The following is a 20,478-nucleotide window of genomic DNA, read 5'->3' as shown; positions in this document are numbered from 1 at the left end:
CTCGCGAAGGGGCCGGTCGCTACAACACAATACTCATGCCATCAAACGCCACTTCAACATTGCGCCGCGCGAGTTCTGCGCGCTCGGCCGAATCCTCGTCGAGAATCGGGTTGGTGTTGTTGATGTGGATAAGCACCTTGCGCTGCTCAGGCAACTGCTCCAGCACTTCGAGCATGCCGCCCGGGCCGTTCTGGGCCAAGTGGCCCATCTCGCGACCGGTGCGGGTGCCGACGCCACGGCGCTGCATTTCATCGTCATCCCACAGCGTGCCGTCGACCAGCAGGCAATCGCTGCCCGCCATGATTTCCAGCAGCGGCGCATCGACCTTGCCCAGCCCTGGCGCGTAGAACAGCTTGCCGCCGGTGTTGAGGTCTTCAACGATCAAGCCGATGTTGTCGCCCGGATGCGGATCGAAGCGATGCGGCGAATACGGCGGCGCGGCGCTGCGCAACGGCAATGGTGTAAAACGCAGATTCGGGCACGCCGCTACGGTGAAGCTCTGGTCGAGTTCGATGCGATTCCAGTCCAGCCCGCCGTTCCAGTGCGTGAGCATTTTGAACAGCGGAAAACCGGTGCTCAGGTCTTCGTGAACCATGTCCGTGCACCACACCTGATGCGGGCAGCCTTCGCGCAGGCTGAGCAGGCCGGTGGTGTGGTCGATCTGGCTGTCCATCAGAATGATCGCGCTGATGCCGGTGTCGCGCAGGGCCCGGCCCGGTTGCATCGGGGCGAAGCTTTGCAGTTGCGCGCGGATGTCTGGCGAGGCGTTGCACAGCACCCAGTTCACGCCGTCATCGGAAATGGCGATGGACGATTGGGTGCGAGCCCTGGCATTCAGGCTGCCGTCGCGAAAGCCTGCGCAGTTGACGCAGTTGCAGTTCCACTGCGGAAAACCGCCACCGGCGGCCGAACCCAGAATCTGGACGAACATGAACGCTCCATCATTTCAACGCGGAAAATAAAACGCCTCGGCGAGCCGAGGCGTTGCACTGCAATTCTACGTAAGCAGAACTCAGCGGCTGGCGAAGTACATGGTGACTTCGAAGCCGATACGCAGGTCGGTGTAAGCAGGTTTGGTCCAGGCCATGAGATGTCTCCTTCTGAGGGTTGGGATAGCGCTATCCATAGGTATAGTCCACGGCAGCGCGACGATGTTCCAATTAGTTAGGCGGCTATGTTACTCAAAATTTCAGCGTAATGACCCGTGAATCTTTGAGAAAGCTCCTTGCAGCCCCGGTAACGATCAGTTTGCCGCTTGCCACGGCGCGCCCGGTACCGATTCATTGGCCAGGCAGTGGTGGCCGCCGTCCGCATTGATCAGCCGTTGCGCAGCGGCCAGTAAAGCCTGGCGATCAACCTGCCGGATGGCTGTGACAAGTTGCTCACGGTAATCCGACGAGTGGCCGCCGAGTTTGACCTGCCACAGGAATTCGGCCGCATCCCTGGCCGACAGCGTGGCGTCGTCGAACTGATCGGCGAGGCTTTGGCGCTGTTGCTTCAGGCTAGCGTCGTCGAGCTTTTCGATCAGCGCTGGAATGTCCTTGAAGAACGCTTGCATGTGTTCGAGCAACTTGACCGCCGAGGCCGTCGGCGATTGCACGCCGAAGACCATTGCCGTCGTCCCATGCAACTGACGTAGCGCGCTGAACACGGCGTAACCCAATTGCAGCTCGACGCGCAGGCGCTGGTAGAAAGGTGTCTGGCACAACTGTGCGAGCAGGCGCCAAGCGGCTTCATCAGCGATATCGTGGTTGGTCGGGCAGATGAGCAGCAAGGCATGTTCACTGGAAGCGGTGTCGATCTTGCTCCAGCGGTATCCGCCGTTGCCGTGCGGGGCAATCGGCAGTTGATTGTCCGGTGTGCCGGGAATGCGGCTGAGCGCCAGGCCCATGGCTGATTGGGTTTGCTGGTTCAGGCCAAGAGCCAGGCCGTCCCAGCGGGCAGTGGTCCACAGCTGCTTGATGTCATCGCTGGATTCAATCGTGGGCAGGGACTTTTCCGGTAGAGCTTCGAGTAGTTGGCGGATCGGCATCGAGGGTGTTTGCGCCTCGTCGCGCGGCGAATCGGCGTCGATGGCTGTCAGACATTGCAGCGCATGTTCGAGGACGCTCGGCATCGGTTCCTGTAGTCCGGTCATTTTCAGCAGCCATTGGTTACCTGGGGCGCTGAAAGACAGATCCACTCCGGCTTCAGCCGCATCCTGCCGCGTCTGGCGCAGACTACGCTGCAATCTCGAGCGCAGATCTGCGCCGGCCGCCGCCTCGACCTGCCAGCGCAAATAAATCGCCCCTTCATCGCTGTGGTCCGGCAGCGCTTGGCTGAACTGCATCGGCGAGCGTTCGCGACGGCTGCGCGAGCGATCCTGGGCGAACGTGCGCAGGCCGCGGTGGGCGCTGGTCTGGCCGCGAATCAGCCCGGCGTTGGTCAACGGTTCACTGGTGTGCAGGAACGGGTTGGCGGCGGGCGGGTGCCAATGATCGCTGAAGTTATCCACAACACCGATTTCGCTCAGGATGTGCTCTAGTGCGGCGGCGCCCGATTCGGTCAGGCCGAATGCTTGCTGCTCGATGTCGAGGCGCGCCAGTTGCAAGGCCCCGCTGACTTGCTGCTGGCGCTGAAGCAGGGCGGCGTATTCCTCGCGCAAAGGCGTCCAGTCCTGTCGGGTGAAGAAACTCAGCCAGTCCAGCAGGTATTCGCCAATGGCGTTCAATTGCTCGCCGTCGGCATGGAATTGAAGATGCAGCAGTGCTTGCCCGGCGAATTGATAGATCGGTGCGGCCTTCAGGCTTTCTGCCAATTTCTGTTGTTGCAGGTGTGCGAGCAAACCACCGGGTTTTGCGCTGTTCAACCAATGGCACAAAAAGGCCATCGCCTCTGCGGATGACTCGGGTAGGCCATCGAAAGCGATTAACAGGTTCGCGTGAGCGCCGACCTGTTGATAACTTTTTACCGTCAGCGGTGGCGGGGCGACTTGGGCAACTTCATCCCCAACCGGCAACACCGCAGTCAATTGCTGCGCCAACTCCCGAAGCTCATCGATAGTGTGCGGCCCGACCAGACTGAGGGTCATTTGCCCGGTTCGATAAAAGCGCTGATGGAAATCTTTCAGCGCCGACTGAAACCCCGGCGACTCCACCTGCAAGCTGTCCCGATTGCCCGCATGAAATCCACGCAGCGGGTGCTGCGCGGGTAAACCGTCATACAAGGCAAACTGCTGCTGCGCTGTCGGATCCTGCGACCAGGCGACAAATTCCGCCTGCAATACTTCCCGTTCACGCAGTTGATCGTCCAGATTCATACGCGGCCGGGCAAGCATGTCTGACAGACGCTCCAGCCCCGCGCTGAAAGGCGACACAGGCAGCTCGAAGAAAAAATCCGTGGTGCGTTCGCGGGTGCTGGCGTTGACCTGTCCGCCGTGACGTTGCACGTAGGCCATCAGCCCTTCATCTGTGGGAAAACGCTCGGTGCCGAGAAACAGCAAGTGCTCAAGAAAATGCGCCAGCCCCGGCCATGCCAACGGCACGTCATGGCTGCCGGCCGCCACGCGCAACGCGGCGGCGCTGCGCTTGAGGGCGGGCACATGGCGCAGGGTCACGCGCAAGCCGTTGGCCAGAGTTTCTGTGTGAGGGCGAGGATGAGTCGGCGCAGGCATGGGCACTTCCAGAACAGTGAAGCGCCCATGCTAGCGGATTAGCGACGGTTGAGCGCGCCGTAAAGCTCTGGCCGGCGATCGCCGAGATAGCGGTTGGCCTGGCGTGAATCGTTCATCAGTTGTCGGTCCAGCTCACCGACGATCAACGCTTCGTCCAGACCTGCCAGGGCGCTACGGCTGCCGTCCGGCGCGGCGATGCTGCTTTGCCCGCAATATTGAATGTCGCCTTCATGTCCGCAGTAATTGGCGTAAGCCACGTAGCACTGGTTTTCGAAGGCGCGGGCGCGCACGGTGACATCGGCGACGAAGTCGAACGGAATCATGTTTGCCGTCGGCACCACAATCAGCTCGGCGCCGGCCAAGGCCAGACGACGCGCGTTTTCCGGAAACTCCAGGTCATAACAGATCAGGAAACCGAGCTTCCAGCCGTTCAGTTCAACCAACGGCAACTCCGCTTCGCCCGGGCTGAACATCGACCGGTCAAGGTCGCCGAACAGATGCGACTTGCGGTAATTGCACAGACGCTCGCCGTGGCCATCGACCAGTTGCACGGCGTTGTAGATCTGCCCATCGGCGGTGCGCTCCGGGTAACCGTAAACGATCGCCAGACCAGCAGCCTTGGCGATGCGACCGATCTGCTGCGCCCATTCGCCGTTGTAGACCTCGGCCAGCGTGCCGACCGCTTCGGCGCCGATGTTGTAACCGGTCATGAACATCTCCGGCAGCACCAGCAGATCAGCGCCTTTGGCCTCCATCGCCACCTGATGCAGGCGATGCAAGTTGGCGGCGGGGTCCAGTGGCAGCGGTGGACATTGGTAAACGGCTACACGCATCGGGGAATCCTCTTACTCGGGCAGGGCGATAGGGCCGATGTCTTTGAACACATCACCCGGGCCGGGGTTCGCTTTATGTGTCGAACCGCCGAAATGCTTCATGATGCCCCACACCGCATTGAGCGAAGTCTGCACCGCGCCTTCGACCCACGCCGGTGTCCACGACACGTCGTCTCCAGCGATGAAAATACCGCGTTGCTCGGCCGGCATCTCGTCCTGCATGAAGTGCGCGTACATGCGCTGGTTGTAGCGGTAATGGCCGGGCAGGGCGCCTTTGAAGGCGCCGAGGAAGTACGGATCGGCTTCCCACGACACAGTGATCGGGTCGCCGATGATGCGTGCGGCGATGTCGACTTTCGGATAAATCTTTTTCAGCGCGTTCAACGCCAGTTCAACGCGTTTTTCCACCGGATGAGGGAGCATTTTCAACGCGTCGCTCATCCACGAGTAGGACAGGCAGATGACACCGGGTTTGTCGTCACCGTTGTCGAACAGATAGGTGCCACGGGTCAGGCGATCGGTGAGGGTCATGCTCATCACGTCGCGGCCGGTTTCCGGATCCTTGTCTTTCCAGAACGGCCGGTCGACCATCACGAAGGTTTTCGACGACTGCATGTAGCGGGTGCGGTCGAGGGCCATCCACATTTTCTGCGAGAACAGGGTTTCGTCGCATTCGATTTGTGTGGTCAACAGCCAGCTCTGGCAAGTGGTGAGCACAGCGGCGTATTCACGGGTGTCACCATTGTTGTCGGTGACGGCGAAACGACCCTGTGGCGCGTGGGCAATTTTCTTCACGCCCGAGCGCGGCGCGCCACGGTGCAGGGATTTCAGGCTGGTACCCGCCGGCCAGTGCACGCAGCGTTCCGGCACATGGCGCCAGATGCCCTGCGGCACCTGTTCGACGCCACCGACCACCAGGTGCTGGTGATCGTCGCAATTGGTCATTACGACGCGGAAGATTTCCAGCATCGAATTGGGAAAGTCCGAATCCCAGCCGCCGGTGCCGAAACCGACCTGACCGAATATTTCACGGTGTTGGAACGACAACTTGGCGAAGGCTTTCGACGTGGCGACGAAGTCATAAAAAGTCCGGTCGTCCCATAGCGGCACAAGCTTGTTCCACAATTCTTTGAGACGCGGCACATCCCGCTCGCGAATGGCTTGCTGGATTTCGGAAAACTGCGAGCCGGCCTCCAGCGCATCCGCCCACGCGTCAGCGACTTCCTGAAACAATGCAGGAAGATCCTTCAGGCTTTCGGCGTAATAGGTTTCGCCTTCCAGGTCGATCACGGTGCTGCCAGAAGCGCCGGTCAACGGGTTGGGGAAAGGTCTGGTTTCGAGGCCAAGCTTGTCAACGTAGTGGTAGAACGCCGTGGAGGACACCGGAAAGCGCATGCCACCGAGCTCCGCGACGATGGCATCGGTGCCGTTGAAGGCTTGCGAGCGCAGACGTCCGCCGAGTTTCGACGCCTCGTACACCACCGGTTTCAAACCGAGCTTCATCAATTCGTAGGCAGCCACCAGACCGGCTATGCCCGCGCCGACAATCGCCACTTCAGCGCCATGGTGTTGCTCGGGAATGCTGCCCAGACCTGCGGGATGCTCGATCCAGTCGTCAAACGCGAACGGAAAGTCCGGACCGAAAATGGTGACTGGTTTTTTCCCGTCTGCAGGATGGCGATTGTTGTTGTTCATGGCTGACCTTGTTGGCGACTCGACGCAGGATTCGCGTCTGAGTATAGAAAAAGATGCCAGCCATTCTAGGGAGCGCGGAGCGCGTTAATAAGACGCAATGTGTCGTCGTTTTGCCTGATTGTTGTGCAGACTGACGATTGCAGGCTGCATACCGACCAAAAAGTGAGAGCAAGCCTGCTCGCGAAGCGGCGCAACTGGAATGCCCGGCCAATGCTCAGACCGGTTGCCCCCGATCAATCTTGCTGCTCAGAATGATCGACGTCGTGGTCTTCTCCACGCCATCGACGCTGCCAATCTGATCCAGCAACTGATCAAGCTGCTCCGGCGAATCGGTGCGCAACCACGCCACATAATCAAATTCGCCACTCACCGCACACAGCTGCTGCACCTGCGCCATCGCACTCAAGCGCCGCAGCACGTCCTTGCCGGAGCGCGGCTGCACCTTGATCCCGACGTAGGCTTGCAGCCCGCCATCGACGACACGCTGACCGAGGCGCACGCCGTAACCGGTGATCACTTTGGCCTTTTCCAGCCGGGCCAGACGCGACGTCACCGTCGTGCGAGCAATGCCTAGCTGACGGGCAAGCATGGCCACGCTTTCGCGGGCGTTGATTTGCAGCGCGGCGATCAGCTGGCGGTCGATTTCGTCGAGCGCAGCAGGGCGGGTGTCTGACAAGGGGGGCTCCATAGGGCGCGGATCTTGGAGCGAGCATGTTACAGGCTCAACCGGCCAGGCGCTTGTGGGCGATAAATCGAATGGTTTGCCACCTTGGGGAGCGAAGAGGAGAAACAAAAAAGCAGCGCAATGCGCTGCTTTATTCGATTGGATTGTCGGTTATCTGGCCATTCTGCGTAATGCCCGATCGATAAGCTCGATCTGAAAGCGGTACCGGAGATTTACATGTTTGAGCAATACCGCCCCTATGGATAGGCCGAGTACCAAAGCAATAATCATTAATAAAGCGCTATTTCCCCAGTTTCCGCGCACAGGTCCGGTCAACAGGGTCTGACTGATCCAGGGCAAACCGCCGAATTTTTCCGCGCAAACGTAGGCCGTTCCCAGCAAAGCAAGTGCTGCAGCTTTTTCGCCAAAAAACAGGGCAACTCGGGCTTCTGCTCGATTGATTCTGAGTTCGAGCAAATATTTTGCATCTAGAAGCGCCACTTCCGTATGAGGTTGAAGTGAATCTACTAACGCATTCTCGTGTTTGACATCGGCGATCATGCTTCTCAAGGTGATGGTCTCCCATCGGAAGAGCGCGTGGATCAATGCCAGGATAGGTGTAAGCAGCGACAGCAGAGTAAATATTGTCGAGGCGAACACTAGAAGGAGAGCCAGATATTTGGCCTGTTCCGGCAGCGGAGTCTGCGGTGTATGCCAGTAGGCCATGCAGGCAGCCACGGCCATTCCGGCACCGCCAAGAGCGAGACACCAATTGGCAAACTTCTCTGCGTTCACTTCGAGCCTGCTGCGTCTCGCAGACGCCTTCAGGGGCCTGCAGGTACTCAAGTGCTCAAGAACTTTGATGGTGTCTTCGATGTGTATTTCCGGAAGTTCCTTTTCCATTACGCTCTTTGCCTGCTCCATTGCAATTGATGTCGGGTATGTCCCGCATGCGCCACTCACATCCTGGTGACGGGTACGGCTGAATGGCCCACAAAACACGAAAACAAAAAAGGCCTATGCCATCAAGCACAAGCCTTTGTTTGTTTGGTGGGCCCACACGGACTCGAACCGTGGACCAAAGGATTATGAGTCCTCTGCTCTAACCAACTGAGCTATAGGCCCTCAGTAGGCGGCGGATTATAGCGACGGTTTCGCGGCTGTGCTATCCGAAAAATCCGATACGGTTACATGCAGAAATGTCGCGGCGAATTCGTCCGGTGGCAACGGCAGACTGACGATGTAGCCCTGGATCTGTTCACAGCCTTCCGCGGCAAGGAATTGTTGTTGCGCCTGGGTTTCCACGCCTTCGGCAATCACGGTGAACTGCATGCTGCGGCCGAGTGCGATGATGGCGCGCACGATCGCCGCGTCGTGGGGGTCGTCGGGCAGTCCGCGAACGAAAGACTGGTCGATCTTGAGGATGTCCAGCGGCAGGCGCTTGAGGTAGCTGAGCGAGGAATAGCCGGTGCCGAAGTCATCGATCGCCAGTTGCACGCCGAGGTGTTTGAGCTGGTGCAGTACCGCCAGCGCCTCCTCGGCCTGACTCATGATGAAATTTTCGGTAATTTCCAGTTGCAGTAAATCCGGGCGCAGGCGGTTTTCCTTGAGCAGCTGTTCGATGCGCACCAGCAGATTTGGCTGGCGTAGTTGCGCGCCGGCGAGGTTCACCGAAAGGGGGCCGAGTGGTTGGTAGATCCGGTTCCACTCGAACATCTGCCGACATGCGGTTTCCAGCACCCAGTCACCGATCTGCAGGATCATGCCGTTCTCTTCGGCCAATGGGATGAAGTGCTCGGGTGGCACTTCGCCGAAGGTCGGGTGGCGCCAGCGAATCAGAGCTTCTGCACCGACCAGACGGTGGTCGTCCAAGCTGATTTTCGGCTGGTAGTAGAGAAACAGTTCGTCGCGCTCGATGGCGCGGCGCAGTTCGTGTTCCAGCGCTATGCGTTCACTGGCCTGGGCGGTGAGGTCGCGTGTGTAGCTTTCGACGCGGTTGCGCCCCTTGGCTTTGGAGCGGTACATCGCCGCGTCGGCGTTTTTTACCAGCGTGGCCACGTCGCAACCGTCGCGTGGATAGAGGCTGGTACCGATACTGGCGCTGATGAAAAACTCGTGTTCGCCGGCCTGAAAAGGCGCACCGAAGCAGTTGAGCAGTTTCGTCGCGATGTTGTCGGCGTCGCTGGCTTGCTGCAAACCCGGCAGCAGAAGGATGAATTCGTCGCCACCTAACCGCGCAACGGTATCGATATCCCGTAACTGTTCCTTCAGGCGCACGGCGATGCCCTTGAGCAACAGGTCGCCGACCGGGTGGCCGAGGCTGTCGTTGATGTGTTTGAAGCGATCGAGGTCGAGAAACAGCACGGCGCCCTGGCCGCCATTTTCCTGTTGGCTGGTGAGGGCCATTTGCAAACGGCTTTCGAATAATGTGCGGTTCGGCAAGCCGGTGAGCGGGTCGTGGTGAGCCTGGTAATCGAGCTTGGCCTGGGCGTGCTTGAGGCTGGAAATATCGGCGAACACCGCGACGAAGTGGGTGATGAATTTGTCACGATTGCGCACGGCGCTGATGGTCAGCCAGCTGGGGTACAGCTCGCCATTCTTGCGCCGGTTGGAAATCTCGCCTTGCCAGTGGCCTTCATCGGTCAGCTGGTGCCACATCGCCGCATAGAAAGCGCTGTCATGCAGCCCCGACGCCAATAGCCGTGGCGTGTGGCCCAGCGCTTCGCTTTCGCTGTAGCCGGTAATTTCAGTGAAGGCGCGATTGACCGCGCTGATGTGTTGTTGGGTATCGGTGATCAACACGCCTTCGGCGGTGCTCTCGAAAACGGTCGCAGCCTGTTGCAGTTTTTCCTGCATGAGATGGCGTTCGGTGATGTCGCGGGCGATGGTCAGCATGCAGTCTTCGTCGCCGATCGGCAGTGGGCGACTGGAGACCTCGCACAGGCGGATCTGCCCATCGCTGCGACGGATATGACAAGTGAAGTCGCGGACAAAACCGTCGCGTTGCAGCAGGTCGAGCATCTGTTTGCGTTCATTGAGGTTGACCCAGATCCCCAGATCCAGCGTCGAGCGATCTACTGACATGGCGCTGTTGAAGCCGGTGATGCGACTGAAGCCTTCGTTGACCTCCAACAGCAGCCCGTCGCTCTGGCGCGACAGCAGCAAGCCATCCGGTGATGCATGGAAAGCCTTGGCAAACTTCTCCTCCGAGGTTTGCAGTTGCTGTTGCGTTTCCTTGAGCTGGCTGATGTCGCGCACTACAACCACCAGCGCCGGGGTGGTGTCGAGGTCGAAGGGCTCGGCGGAAATCAGCCCGGTGAACACTTGGCCGTTATTGCGGCGAAAGGGCATTTCCAGATTGCGGATGCTGCCAGCCTGCAAACGCTGCAAGAGGCCCGGCCCGACGCCGGGAATGCCCCAGATATTGAGATTGGTGGCAGTTTGGCCGATCACGTCCTCGGCCCGTAGGCCGATCTGCTCTTCGAAGGCCTCGTTGACCTCCAGCAGGCAGCCGTCGGACAGGCGTGCGATCACCAGAATGTCCGGGCATTGCTCGAACACCGAAGCGAATTTCTGCTCCGACAGGCGCAGCGCCTCTTCGGTGCGCTTGATTTCGCTGATGTCGATCATCAACCCGCGCATCACTGGCTCGTGGCCATGCTCAATCAGGCTGACGATATCGCGCACCCACAGGCAGCGGCCGTCGGCGGTGATCACGCGATAGTCAACGATATGGTCGCGGCCCTGGCGCAGCGCTTCCTTGCAGTAGTTCTGCGTGCGGGTCAGGTCGGCGGGGTGAATGATGTTGTGCCAGAAGCCCGGGATCAGCCAATGAGCCTGGGGATAACCGAGCAAATCCTCAGCGTGCGGCGAAACATAGCTGTAGGTGAAGTCGCTCATACGCGCTTCCCAGGCGATGGCCGACAAGCTCTCCACCAGGCCGCGGTAGTGATATTCGCTGCTGCGCAATTCCTGCTCAAGGTCGATGCGCCGGGTGATTTCAGAGCTCAGGCGGCGATTGATGCGGATTACCACGGCCAGGATTGTCATCAGCAGCAACAGGCCGGGCAGCCCGTACATCAGCAGGTCCGACCAGAAGGTACGGTGGTCGAGCACATTACCCACCCAATGTTCCTGGATGCTGCTGATTTCCGCTGGCGTCATGTCGGCGAGGACTTTATCGAGAATCCCGACGAGCACTTTGTTGTCGCGGGGCACAGCCATCGCCAGTTGATAACGATACGGCGTTTCGCCGCTGACGTAGAGGCCGTCGAGCTTGAGCTGGCGCAGGCTCCAGACGCTGGAAGCCAGATCGCCGACTACCGCGTCCACTTCATCGGTCGCCAGCGCTTGCAGCGCTGAACTGACATTGGGCATGGCGACCAGATTCAGATCGGGGTGGTGAGTGCGCAGCAGTTCGTGGGGGGCGTAGTTTTCCACCACAGCGATTTTCAGCCCGTACAAGTCGTCAAGTTTGCGCGGTTGGGCGCCACCGACATGGGCGAGGATGACGATCGGGAAGTCGAGGTACGGCCGGGTGAATGACAGATAGTTCTGGCGCTCCGGCGTCGACATGATTCCCGGCAGCAAATCGATCTTGCCCTTCTTCACCTGCTCCAGCACTACCGTCCAGCTCACTGGTTCGATGGGCGTGAGTTTGATCGCCAGGCGTTGACGGATCACGTCGATATAGTCGGCTGCCAACCCTTGATAACGGTTCTGATCATCCCGAAATTCGAACGGCGGCCACGATGCATCGACACCCAGGCGCAAGTCAGGGTGAGCCGCCAGCCAGCTGCGTTCTTCATCGGTGAGAGTCAGCGCGTCAGCCGTGGCGGTGCAGATCATCAATGACAGCAGAAAAAGCACGGGCGCCAGTCTGGGCATAACGCTCTCGTCAGGGCTGGGGGGGATTGTTTCGAGTGTAGACGGGGTATGCGGCGGGGAGGGGGGAGCGGGGAATTTAATCTGCCATAAAACAAAACCCCCGGCCTGGGCCGGGGGTTCTGGTGTCACTCGTCGAGGAAGGAGCGCAGATGCTCGCTTCGCGTCGGGTGGCGCAGCTTGCGCAGCGCCTTGGCTTCGATCTGACGGATCCGCTCACGCGTTACGTCAAACTGTTTGCCGACCTCTTCGAGCGTATGGTCGGTGTTCATGTCGATACCGAAACGCATGCGCAGTACCTTGGCTTCACGGGCAGTGAGGCCGGACAGTACTTCGCGAGTCGCTTCCTTCAGGCTTTCCACTGTGGCGACATCGATTGGCGACTGCATGGTCGAGTCTTCGATGAAGTCGCCCAGATGGGAGTCTTCGTCATCACCGATCGGGGTTTCCATGGAGATCGGCTCTTTGGCGATCTTCAGTACCTTGCGGATCTTGTCCTCAGGCATTTCCATGCGTTCGCCCAGCTCTTCCGGGGTCGGTTCGCGACCCATTTCCTGCAACATCTGCCGGGAAATACGGTTGAGCTTGTTGATCGTCTCGATCATGTGCACCGGAATACGGATGGTGCGGGCCTGGTCGGCGATCGAGCGAGTGATCGCCTGACGGATCCACCAGGTGGCATAAGTCGAGAACTTGTAGCCGCGACGGTATTCGAACTTGTCCACCGCTTTCATCAGGCCGATGTTGCCTTCCTGGATCAGATCGAGGAATTGCAGGCCGCGGTTGGTGTACTTCTTGGCGATCGAGATCACCAGACGCAGGTTGGCTTCAACCATCTCTTTCTTCGCGCGGCGGGCCTTGGCCTCACCGATCGACATGCGACGGTTGATGTCCTTGATTTCTGCGATGGTCAGACCGGTTTCGGTTTCCAGCGCGATCAGCTTCTGCTGGCAACGGATGATGTCCGGCTGTACGCGACCGATGGCTTCGGCGTACTTGCTCTTGCCTTTGGCCAGAGCGTCGGACCAGCTTTCGTCGACTTCATTGCCAGGGAACTGACGCAGGAAATCGGCACGCGGCATACGTGCATCACGTACGCACAGTTGCATGATCGCGCGCTCTTGCTGACGCAGACGATCCAGGGCACTGCGCACACGCTCGACCAGGGCTTCGAATTGCTTCGGCACCAGTTTGATCGGCATGAACAGCTCGGCCAGAGCGAGCAACTCGGCAACCGCTGCCTTGTTGTGACGACCGTGCTTTTTCAGCGCCTTGCGGGTGATTTCCATCTGGTCGGCCACGGCGCCGAAGCGCTGCGCAGCAATGACCGGGTCCGGACCGCTTTCGGCTTCTTCTTCGTCATCGGAAGATTCGGCTTCATCGTCGTCGGTATCGTCGTCGGCCTTGACGGCTTTCGGATCGACCGGCGGCGGCACTTCTGCCGCAGGCGGCGCGATGCCGTCGTCCGGGTCGATATAACCGCTCAGGACGTCGGACAGGCGACCACCTTCGGTGGTGACGCGGGTGTACTCGGAGAGAATGTGGTCAACCGTGCCAGGGAAGTGCGCGATTGCGCTCATCACTTCACGAATGCCTTCTTCGATCCGCTTGGCGATTTCGATTTCGCCTTCACGGGTCAGAAGCTCGACCGTACCCATTTCACGCATGTACATGCGCACCGGGTCAGTGGTGCGACCGATATCGGTCTCCACCGCCGCCAACGCAGCGGCTGCTTCTTCCGCAGCGGCCTCGTCGGTATCGGCGTCGGCCAACATAAGGGCGTCCGCATCCGGAGCACTCTCGTGTACGGGGATCCCCATGTCGTTAATCATGCGGATGATGTCTTCCACCTGCTCCGGATCTGAAATATCCTCGGGCAGGTGGTCGTTGACCTCGGCGTAAGTCAGATACTTCTGCTCACGACCCAGTTTGATCAACTCAATAATACGAGACTGCTGTTGCGCTTTTCCGGACATAACACCCTATCCACTGAAGGTCTTGGCGGGCAAAAAACAAGCCGAGGATTATACCTGAGCTATGACCTCACGCGCCAGTTGAGGTCGGGTTTGATGCGGAAACATTGCGACTTAAAAGGTCGCGCAGTTGATTTTTCTCTTCGACGCTCAGTTCGCTTTGCCGCGCTTTCCTGAGTAACTGTTCGAGATTTCGCTCGCGTTGGCGGGCTGACAAGCTAGTAATGGTGTCGAAAAACTGTTGTTCAAGGTTATCTCCATCAATCAGCCATTCCTTTTCTGCCAGTGCCTTTAGCAAGCGACCCTGTTCAGTGCCGTGCCATCGCGCGATCAACTGAAATGAGTTTAGCTTGGGATTCTTCTGTACGGCTTCCAGCAACGCCACAAGCAGCTGGGCGTTGGTCTGATTTTCATCGGCGATGTGCCCGGCGTCTTCGACGCGCTTGGCCAGTTGCGGATGATGGAGCAATGTTCTGAGGGCCGTCAGGGTTGGCGATTCAACGCCAATCGGTGTGCGCGGGCGCTGCTGTTCGCGATCGCCGCCACGCTTGCCATTCTTGTCCCACGGTTTCTTGTCCCACTTCTTGCCGCCGGCGCCGGGTTTCTTCGGCGTCCATTCCTGCTGCGGCACATACATGTCCTGTGCCTGCGGCTGATGGTAGTCGCTGTAATCCGGCATGGCGTCGTAATCGATGCCCGGATCGTAAGCGGGCGGTGCTTCCTGCGGCGCACTCTGAACCAGTTGGCTGACGGTCTCGCTGCTCAGGCCGGTGATTTCTGTCAGGCGCTGGCGCATCAGGATGCGCAGATTCGCGCCCGGCACCTTGTCGATCAGCGGTGCGGCGAGAGTGGCCATGTGCGCCTTGCCCTCGAGCGAGCGCGGATCGGATTCTTCGGTCAGTTGCTGAAAAAAATAGTCGGCCAGCGGCTGCGCGTGCTGATTGATGCGCGCCTTGAAGGCATCGGTGCCTTCGGCGCGAACCAGGGTATCCGGGTCTTCGCCTTCGGGCAGAAACAGAAACCGCGCGCGACGACCGTCCTGCAGGCACGGGAGAGTCGCCTCCAGTGCGCGCCAAGCGGCATTGCGGCCGGCCTGGTCGCCGTCGAAGCAGAACAATACGTTCGGCACAACGCGGAACAGGCGTTTCAAGTGTTCTTCGCTGGTTGCGGTACCCAGCGTCGCGACGGCGTTGCGCAAACCTTGCTGGGCAAGGGCGATGACGTCCATATAGCCTTCGACAACGATGATTTCGTCGAGGTTGCGATTGTTCTTGCGCGCTTCATAAAGGCCGTAGAGCTCCTGGCCTTTGTGGAATACCGGAGTTTCCGGTGAGTTCAGGTACTTGGGCTTGTCGTCGCCCAGTACGCGGCCGCCAAAGGCGATGATTCGTCCGCGGGTGTCGCGGATCGGGAACATCACGCGATCACGGAAGCGATCATAGCGCTTGCCGGTTTCGGTGTTCTCGATCAGCAGGCCGGCTTCGATCATGGCCTTTTGTTGCAGGGTGTCGCTGCTCAGATGCTTGAGCAGATTGTCCCAGCCCGGCGGAGCAAAGCCGAGGCCGAAATCCCGAGCGATCTCGCCGGTCAGGCCGCGGCCCTTGAGGTAATCCACCGCAGCCTTGCGCGACGGATGACTCTTGAGTGCCTGCCGATAGAAGTCAGCGGCGGCGGTGAGAAGCGGATACAGCGGCGAATCGGTCGGCTGGCGCGGCTTGCGCTCGCGGCCGCTTTCTTCGCGAGGGATTTCCATGCCAGCGGCTTTGGCAAGATCTTCAACGGCCTGGGGGAAATCCAGGTTGTCGTGATCCATGAGAAAGCCGAGGGCGTTGCCACCGGCGCCGCAGCCGAAGCAGTAATAGAATTGCTTGTCGGGGCTGACGCTGAATGACGGGGTCTTCTCTTTGTGGAACGGGCAACAGGCGGTGTAGTTCTTGCCGGCCTTCTTCAATTGCACGCGCGAGCTGACCACGTCGACGATGTCGGTGCGGTTCAGCAGGTCGTCAATGAAGCTCTGGGGAATCAGCCCGGCCATGGCGTTCTCGTCGTCTGCGCTGTAATAAGTCCGTTGCGACAGGCTGTCGGACGCGGGCCATTGTTGGAAACGCACAAAATATGCGGCTCGACCGGTGTCGTCTGCGTGATCGCTATCGGGAAGTGTATCTGCCGAAAATCCACTGACGTTAGTACCTATCAGTCTTCGACTATTTGGAAGTGTTGCGCCGAATCCGCTGACGGCCGGTTGTCGACCTCGGATAGCTCAATAACGCGGGCACGCATACAGGTGCCTTGGGCTGATCGTCGTAAGAGGAATCAGTGGGTGTGCTCGTCAGTAGCCTTGAAAGGCTCGTCAGAAAAGACGTGCACCGCTGGCAAAAGAGCCAGGCCTGACGCGGTGAAGCAGATTTGTCTCGGTCGCATCGGCGGCGTCGACGGTGAAGCATCAAGCGTTTTACGCAAATGCCATTAGCCCGGCTGAGGGCCGGGCTTAGGCAAGAAGCTTGCTACGAACGTCTGTGTATTAGTACAGACGAACGGCGCGGCGCTGTTCGCGCTGAACTTTCTTGGCGTGACGCTTAACAGCGGCTGCTGCCTTGCGCTTACGCTCAGAAGTTGGCTTCTCGTAAAATTCGCGGCTACGAACTTCAGCCAGTACACCGGCTTTTTCGCAGGAGCGCTTGAAACGACGCAGAGCTACGTCGAAGGGTTCGTTCTCTTTTACTTTGACGGCTGGCATCCAGAGCTACCTTCATTCATTACCGGGGTCAACATCCTCGCGGCAAAAGAGCACTTGAAGACGTCGGTTTTTAAGGGTTGCGGATGTTAACCCCTCATCGCTCGGAATGCAAAGCCTCTGATCGAAAACCGCTGGTCGGGGCATCACGTGGCGACTATCATGCGCGCCTTCGAATTCAGCCTAAACAAGGCGCAAACCCATGCTAGTACTGGGATTAGAAACCTCCTGCGACGAAACCGGCGTCGCATTGTATGACAGTGAACGTGGTCTGTTGGCCGACGCACTGTTCAGTCAGATCGACCTGCACCGCGTCTATGGCGGTGTGGTCCCGGAGCTGGCCTCGCGTGACCACGTCAAGCGCATGCTGCCCTTGATCCGTCAGGTGTTGGCCGAGGCCGACTGCGTGCCGACCGAGATCGATGCAATCGCCTACACTGCGGGTCCTGGCCTGGTCGGCGCGTTGCTGGTCGGTGCTTCCTGCGCACAGGCGCTGGCGTTTGCCTGGGGCATTCCGGCGCTTGGTGTGCACCACATGGAAGGCCACTTGCTGGCACCGATGCTGGAGCCGAAACCGCCTGAATTTCCGTTCGTCGCTTTGTTGGTCTCCGGTGGCCATACGCAGCTGGTTCAGGTCGATGGCATTGGCCAATACAGCCTGCTCGGCGAGACGCTCGACGATGCGGCCGGCGAAGCTTTCGACAAAACCGCGAAGATGATGGGCCTGAATTACCCGGGCGGGCCGGAAATCGCCAAACTGGCCGAGAAAGGCGTCGCAGGACGTTTCACCTTTCCGCGTCCGATGTGTGATCGCCCAGGGCTGGATTTCAGCTTCAGCGGGCTGAAAACCTTCGCCCTCAACACTTGGCAGCAATGTGTCAGCGCCGGGGACGACGGCGAGCAAGCCCGTTGCGACATCGCGCTGGCGTTCCAGCAGGCTGTGGTGGAGACTTTGACCATCAAGTGCAAGCGCGCCCTGAAACAGGCGGGGATGAAGCGGCTGGTGATTGCCGGCGGCGTCAGCGCCAACAAGGCGTTGCGGGTTTCGCTGGAAAAAATGCTCGGTGACATGAAAGGTGATGTGTTCTACGCGCGCCCGGAGTTCTGCACCGACAATGGCGCGATGATCGCGTTTGCCGGTTGCCAGCGCCTGAAAGCCGGCCAGCAGGAAAGTCTGGCAATCACCGTGCAGGCACGCTGGCCGATGGAGCAGTTGTCGGCACTGTGATCAGCGATGCTCACGAACGACATTTAAAAATGCCGTTCGCGCCCGGCAAACAGGTCGCGTAGATTGCCGCGGTGACGCCAGACAATCAGCAAGGTCAGCGCGCTCATTGGCAGCAAGGCTTCCGGCTCCTGCCAGGCCAGCAACGGCAGGGTCAGTGGCGTGGCAATCAGCGCCGCCAGTGAACTGGTGCGGGTCAGGTAGAACGTCAGCAGCCAGGCGCACCCGGCCAGCAGCGCGGCGGGTGGATACAGGCCGAGCAACATGCCGGCAGCCGTGGCGACACCTTTGCCGCCGCGAAAGCGAAAGTACAAAGGGAACAGGTGACCGATCACGGCGCACACGCCAATCCAGGCCTGATCCTGCAGGGAAAGGCCCGCGCCGGAGGCGATCAGCACCGGCAGCAGGCCTTTGCACAGATCACCGAGCAGGGTCAGGATCGCCAGTTTGCGACCGGCCAGGCGCAGCATGTTGGTGGCGCCGGCATTACCCGAGCCACTCATTCGCGGATCGGGATTTCCGGTCAGGCGGCTGAGCAAAATGGCGAAGGACAGCGAGCCGAGCAGGTAGGCGAGAATCGCCAGTAACCAAAACATGCTAACTATTCCGGGCGAGGACGCCCTGATTCTAACGGCGCATCGCGCCCTTGTCGTGCAGCGGAGAGAAGTGCTTGGACAGAGTGTTTATCGAGGGCCTGGAAGTCGACACCGTGATCGGTGCCTACGACTGGGAGCGCGGCATCCGTCAGTGTCTGCGGCTTGATCTGAGCTTTGCCTGGGACAATCGTCCGGCCGCCGCCGGTGACGACCTGACCCAGGCGCTCGATTACGCCAGTGTCTCCGCGCGCATTCAGGCCTTTGCCGAGCAGGCGCAGTTCCAATTGGTCGAGACCTTTGCCGAGCGTCTGGTTGAAGTGCTCATGGCCGAATTCAAGATCACCTGGGTGCGGCTTAAACTGACCAAGCCGGGCGCGGTGCCGGCGGCCAAGGGCGGTGTGGGTGTGGAGATCGAGCGCGGATGTCGCTGACTCAGGTCTATCTCGGGCTCGGTAGCAATATCGAGCGCGAAACGCATTTGCGCGCCGGGCTCGACGCGCTGGCCAAATTTCTGGTGGATATCCGATGTTCGGCGGTGTTCGAGAGCCAGCCGGTCGGCATCAAGAGCGGGCCGTTCTTCAATTTCGTTGTCTCTGCCTACACTGATCTGTCGCTAATGGAGCTGGATCGCCGCTTGAAATTCATCGAGGCGGACAATGGTCGTTATGCCCCGGATCGCAAGGGCCTGCCGCTGGACATCGACGTGTTGCTGTATGGCGATCTGGTGGGGAATTTCGACGGACTGGTACTGCCGCGGGCGGAAATCCTGAAAAACGCTTTTGTGCTGTGGCCGCTGTCGCTGATTGCGCCGCAGCGGGTGCATCCGGGGGTGGGCAAGAGCTTTGCGACGTTGTGGGCTGAGGCGCAAATTGATCAGGTGTTGGCGCCGGTTGCATTCGAATGGAATGGGCAGCAATTGACTCCGTCGAATCTTTAAAGCAAAAGATCGTCCGATCGCGGCCCGAGCCTTCGGACGATCTTTTGATCTTGCTTCAGGCGTTGTCTTTGTAGATCTGCAATGCTTTCAGCCGCTCACGCTTCAGCGCTTCGCCCAATTCCGGCCCTTTGAAGCCCTTCGCCAGCAATGGCTGCACTGCTACCCCGCGCGCAGCGGTTGCGGCTCCGCGTAAATAATCCGCCTGTGGGTAACTTTGCTGCTCCAAGCCCTTGCGGCCACGCGCATCCATCTCGCACGCAGCGATGAACTCCTCGAAGCGCTGCGGTCGCCGATAGACATCGAAACTCTGCAGCAACTCCAATAGCGTCGAGGCGTTCAAATCCAGCGCCCGGTGCCCATGGGTGTGGTACTGCCCGACCAGCAGCGCCAGTTCCTGACAATCCTTGGGCACCTTGAAGCGCTCGTTGACCGCTTTGATCAATTTAAGACCGGTGTGCTCATGAGCGATATGCCGAGGCCAGTCTTCTTCCGGAGTCAGGCCTTTGCCGAGGTCATGCAGCAGGCAGGCCCAGCGCACCGTCAGCGGCTGCTTGTGCAAGGCTGATTGCTCCAGCACGCTCAGAGTGTGCAGTCCCGTGTCGATTTCCGGATGATCGGTCTCCGGCTGCGGTACGCCGAACAAGGCATCGACTTCCGGCATCAGCACTCTCAGGGCGCCACAGTCACGCAACACTTGGATGAATACCTGTGGGTGGTTTTCCATCAATGCACGAGAGATTTCCTTCCAGCTGCGTTCGGCAGTCAGGGCCTGCAGTTCGCCGGATTCGCTGAGCTGACGCATCAGGCCCATGGTCTCGTCGGCAACCGTGAAGCCCAGGCCGGCATAACGCGCGGCGAAACGGGCAACGCGCAGTACTCGCAGCGGATCTTCGGCGAATGCCGGGGAAACATGGCGCAGAATTCGTGCTTCGAGGTCACGCTGACCATGATACGGGTCTGTCAGGTTGAGCTGCTCGTCCTCGGCCATGGCATTGATCGTCAGGTCGCGGCGAATCAGGTCTTCTTCCAGTGTGACTTCGGGACTTGCGTAGAAGGTGAAACCACCGTAGCCCCGGCCGCTCTTGCGTTCTGTACGGGCGAGGGCATATTCCTCGCCGGTTTTCGGGTGCAGAAACACAGGAAAATCCGCGCCGACCGGGCGAAACCCCTTGGCGAGCATTTCTTCAGTGGTGGCGCCCACCACGACCCGGTCAACATCAGTGACCGGCAAACCCAACAGGCGATCACGTACCGCGCCGCCAACCTTGTAAACCTGCATAAAAAA

At 59.6% G+C, this 20,478-nt stretch carries 16 protein-coding genes and 1 tRNA gene; 3 read left to right on the top strand and 14 right to left on the bottom strand.

What is annotated here, in order from left to right:
- Nucleotides 1-19: 19 nt before the first annotated feature.
- The 12 genes from pqqB to rpsU all read right to left on the bottom strand — a co-directional run bounded on the left by pqqB (nucleotide 20) and on the right by rpsU (nucleotide 16,438).
- Nucleotides 20-931, bottom strand: coding sequence for a pyrroloquinoline quinone biosynthesis protein PqqB (gene pqqB, locus CXF97_RS21820; RefSeq protein ID WP_101160920.1), 912 nt, complete (start codon nucleotides 929-931; stop codon nucleotides 20-22).
- An 81-nt stretch (nucleotides 932-1,012) separates the two neighbouring features.
- Nucleotides 1,013-1,087: a pyrroloquinoline quinone precursor peptide PqqA gene (gene pqqA / locus CXF97_RS21815; protein ID WP_003444522.1), complete on the bottom strand. Its 75-nt coding sequence runs from the start codon at nucleotides 1,085-1,087 to the stop codon at nucleotides 1,013-1,015.
- Nucleotides 1,088-1,243: 156 nt separating this feature from the next.
- Nucleotides 1,244-3,652, bottom strand: a complete 2,409-nt coding sequence (gene pqqF, locus CXF97_RS21810; protein ID WP_101160917.1) for a pyrroloquinoline quinone biosynthesis protein PqqF — start codon at nucleotides 3,650-3,652, stop codon at nucleotides 1,244-1,246.
- 38 nt (nucleotides 3,653-3,690) lie between these two features.
- The gene (locus CXF97_RS21805) at nucleotides 3,691-4,485 is read right to left on the bottom strand and encodes a carbon-nitrogen hydrolase family protein (protein ID WP_101160914.1); all 795 of its coding nucleotides are present in this window, start codon (nucleotides 4,483-4,485) and stop codon (nucleotides 3,691-3,693) included.
- 12 nt (nucleotides 4,486-4,497) lie between these two features.
- Nucleotides 4,498-6,180 (bottom strand): NAD(P)/FAD-dependent oxidoreductase, encoded by a 1,683-nt coding sequence (locus tag CXF97_RS21800; RefSeq protein WP_101160911.1) that lies wholly within the window; start codon nucleotides 6,178-6,180, stop codon nucleotides 4,498-4,500.
- A gap of 214 nt (nucleotides 6,181-6,394) precedes the next feature.
- Nucleotides 6,395-6,856 carry an Lrp/AsnC family transcriptional regulator gene (locus CXF97_RS21795; RefSeq protein WP_101160908.1) on the bottom strand — a complete coding sequence of 154 codons (462 nt, stop codon included), beginning with the start codon at nucleotides 6,854-6,856 and terminating at the stop codon, nucleotides 6,395-6,397.
- Between the two features lie 159 nt (nucleotides 6,857-7,015).
- The gene (locus tag CXF97_RS21790) at nucleotides 7,016-7,747 is read right to left on the bottom strand and encodes a hypothetical protein (protein WP_101160906.1); all 732 of its coding nucleotides are present in this window, start codon (nucleotides 7,745-7,747) and stop codon (nucleotides 7,016-7,018) included.
- 145 nt (nucleotides 7,748-7,892) lie between these two features.
- A tRNA-Ile gene (locus CXF97_RS21785) sits at nucleotides 7,893-7,969 on the bottom strand.
- A gap of 15 nt (nucleotides 7,970-7,984) precedes the next feature.
- Nucleotides 7,985-11,731 (bottom strand): bifunctional diguanylate cyclase/phosphodiesterase, encoded by a 3,747-nt coding sequence (locus CXF97_RS21780; RefSeq protein ID WP_101160903.1) that lies wholly within the window; start codon nucleotides 11,729-11,731, stop codon nucleotides 7,985-7,987.
- A gap of 125 nt (nucleotides 11,732-11,856) precedes the next feature.
- Nucleotides 11,857-13,704 (bottom strand): RNA polymerase sigma factor RpoD, encoded by a 1,848-nt coding sequence (rpoD, locus tag CXF97_RS21775; RefSeq protein WP_039757703.1) that lies wholly within the window; start codon nucleotides 13,702-13,704, stop codon nucleotides 11,857-11,859.
- Between the two features lie 67 nt (nucleotides 13,705-13,771).
- Nucleotides 13,772-15,736 carry a DNA primase gene (dnaG, locus tag CXF97_RS21770; protein WP_101160900.1) on the bottom strand — a complete coding sequence of 655 codons (1,965 nt, stop codon included), beginning with the start codon at nucleotides 15,734-15,736 and terminating at the stop codon, nucleotides 13,772-13,774.
- A 486-nt stretch (nucleotides 15,737-16,222) separates the two neighbouring features.
- Nucleotides 16,223-16,438 (bottom strand): 30S ribosomal protein S21, encoded by a 216-nt coding sequence (rpsU, locus tag CXF97_RS21765; RefSeq protein ID WP_002551877.1) that lies wholly within the window; start codon nucleotides 16,436-16,438, stop codon nucleotides 16,223-16,225.
- Between the two features lie 199 nt (nucleotides 16,439-16,637).
- Between rpsU and tsaD the strand changes: the two genes are divergently transcribed.
- Nucleotides 16,638-17,663, top strand: a complete 1,026-nt coding sequence (gene tsaD, locus CXF97_RS21760) for a tRNA (adenosine(37)-N6)-threonylcarbamoyltransferase complex transferase subunit TsaD (protein WP_039757706.1) — start codon at nucleotides 16,638-16,640, stop codon at nucleotides 17,661-17,663.
- Between the two features lie 23 nt (nucleotides 17,664-17,686).
- On the opposite strand, the gene plsY is transcribed toward tsaD, so the two are convergent.
- Nucleotides 17,687-18,256, bottom strand: coding sequence for a glycerol-3-phosphate 1-O-acyltransferase PlsY (plsY, locus tag CXF97_RS21755; protein ID WP_101160897.1), 570 nt, complete (start codon nucleotides 18,254-18,256; stop codon nucleotides 17,687-17,689).
- A 74-nt stretch (nucleotides 18,257-18,330) separates the two neighbouring features.
- Between plsY and folB the strand changes: the two genes are divergently transcribed.
- Both folB and folK read left to right on the top strand, forming a co-directional pair.
- A complete protein-coding gene (gene folB / locus CXF97_RS21750; RefSeq protein ID WP_101160894.1) occupies nucleotides 18,331-18,687 on the top strand; it encodes a dihydroneopterin aldolase in 357 nt (118 codons plus the stop codon).
- On the top strand, nucleotides 18,678-19,193 hold the full coding sequence (gene folK / locus CXF97_RS21745; RefSeq protein ID WP_101160892.1) for a 2-amino-4-hydroxy-6-hydroxymethyldihydropteridine diphosphokinase: 516 nt from the start codon (nucleotides 18,678-18,680) through the stop codon (nucleotides 19,191-19,193). The genes folB and folK overlap by 10 nt, the downstream gene beginning before the upstream one ends.
- Nucleotides 19,194-19,248: 55 nt before the next feature.
- Here the strand turns inward: folK and CXF97_RS21740 are convergent, their stop codons facing one another.
- Nucleotides 19,249-20,472: a multifunctional CCA addition/repair protein gene (locus CXF97_RS21740; RefSeq protein WP_101160891.1), complete on the bottom strand. Its 1,224-nt coding sequence runs from the start codon at nucleotides 20,470-20,472 to the stop codon at nucleotides 19,249-19,251.
- Nucleotides 20,473-20,478 lie beyond the last annotated feature (6 nt).

It is taken from the genome of Pseudomonas sp. Choline-02u-1 (assembly GCF_002836515.1).
Taxonomy (GTDB): domain Bacteria; phylum Pseudomonadota; class Gammaproteobacteria; order Pseudomonadales; family Pseudomonadaceae; genus Aquipseudomonas.
The sequence above is the reverse complement of the archived record's forward strand: the minus strand, read 5'-3'. Positions and strand labels throughout refer to the sequence as shown.

Bases quoted from the DNA above. Each gene is read 5' to 3' on its own strand.
- pqqB (WP_101160920.1), bottom strand. From the start codon at position 931: ATGTTCGTCCAGATTCTGGGTTCGGCCGCCGGTGGCGGTTTTCCGCAG.
- pqqF (WP_101160917.1), bottom strand. From the start codon at position 3,652: ATGCCTGCGCCGACTCATCCTCGCCCTCACACAGAAACTCTGGCCAAC.
- CXF97_RS21805 (WP_101160914.1), bottom strand. From the start codon at position 4,485: ATGCGTGTAGCCGTTTACCAATGTCCACCGCTGCCACTGGACCCCGCC.
- CXF97_RS21800 (WP_101160911.1), bottom strand. From the start codon at position 6,180: ATGAACAACAACAATCGCCATCCTGCAGACGGGAAAAAACCAGTCACC.
- CXF97_RS21790 (WP_101160906.1), bottom strand. From the start codon at position 7,747: ATGGAAAAGGAACTTCCGGAAATACACATCGAAGACACCATCAAAGTT.
- CXF97_RS21780 (WP_101160903.1), bottom strand. From the start codon at position 11,731: ATGCCCAGACTGGCGCCCGTGCTTTTTCTGCTGTCATTGATGATCTGC.
- rpoD (WP_039757703.1), bottom strand. From the start codon at position 13,704: ATGTCCGGAAAAGCGCAACAGCAGTCTCGTATTATTGAGTTGATCAAA.
- dnaG (WP_101160900.1), bottom strand. From the start codon at position 15,736: ATGGCCGGGCTGATTCCCCAGAGCTTCATTGACGACCTGCTGAACCGC.
- rpsU (WP_002551877.1), bottom strand. From the start codon at position 16,438: ATGCCAGCCGTCAAAGTAAAAGAGAACGAACCCTTCGACGTAGCTCTG.
- tsaD (WP_039757706.1), top strand. From the start codon at position 16,638: ATGCTAGTACTGGGATTAGAAACCTCCTGCGACGAAACCGGCGTCGCA.
- plsY (WP_101160897.1), bottom strand. From the start codon at position 18,256: ATGTTTTGGTTACTGGCGATTCTCGCCTACCTGCTCGGCTCGCTGTCC.
- folK (WP_101160892.1), top strand. From the start codon at position 18,678: ATGTCGCTGACTCAGGTCTATCTCGGGCTCGGTAGCAATATCGAGCGC.
- CXF97_RS21740 (WP_101160891.1), bottom strand. From the start codon at position 20,472: ATGCAGGTTTACAAGGTTGGCGGCGCGGTACGTGATCGCCTGTTGGGT.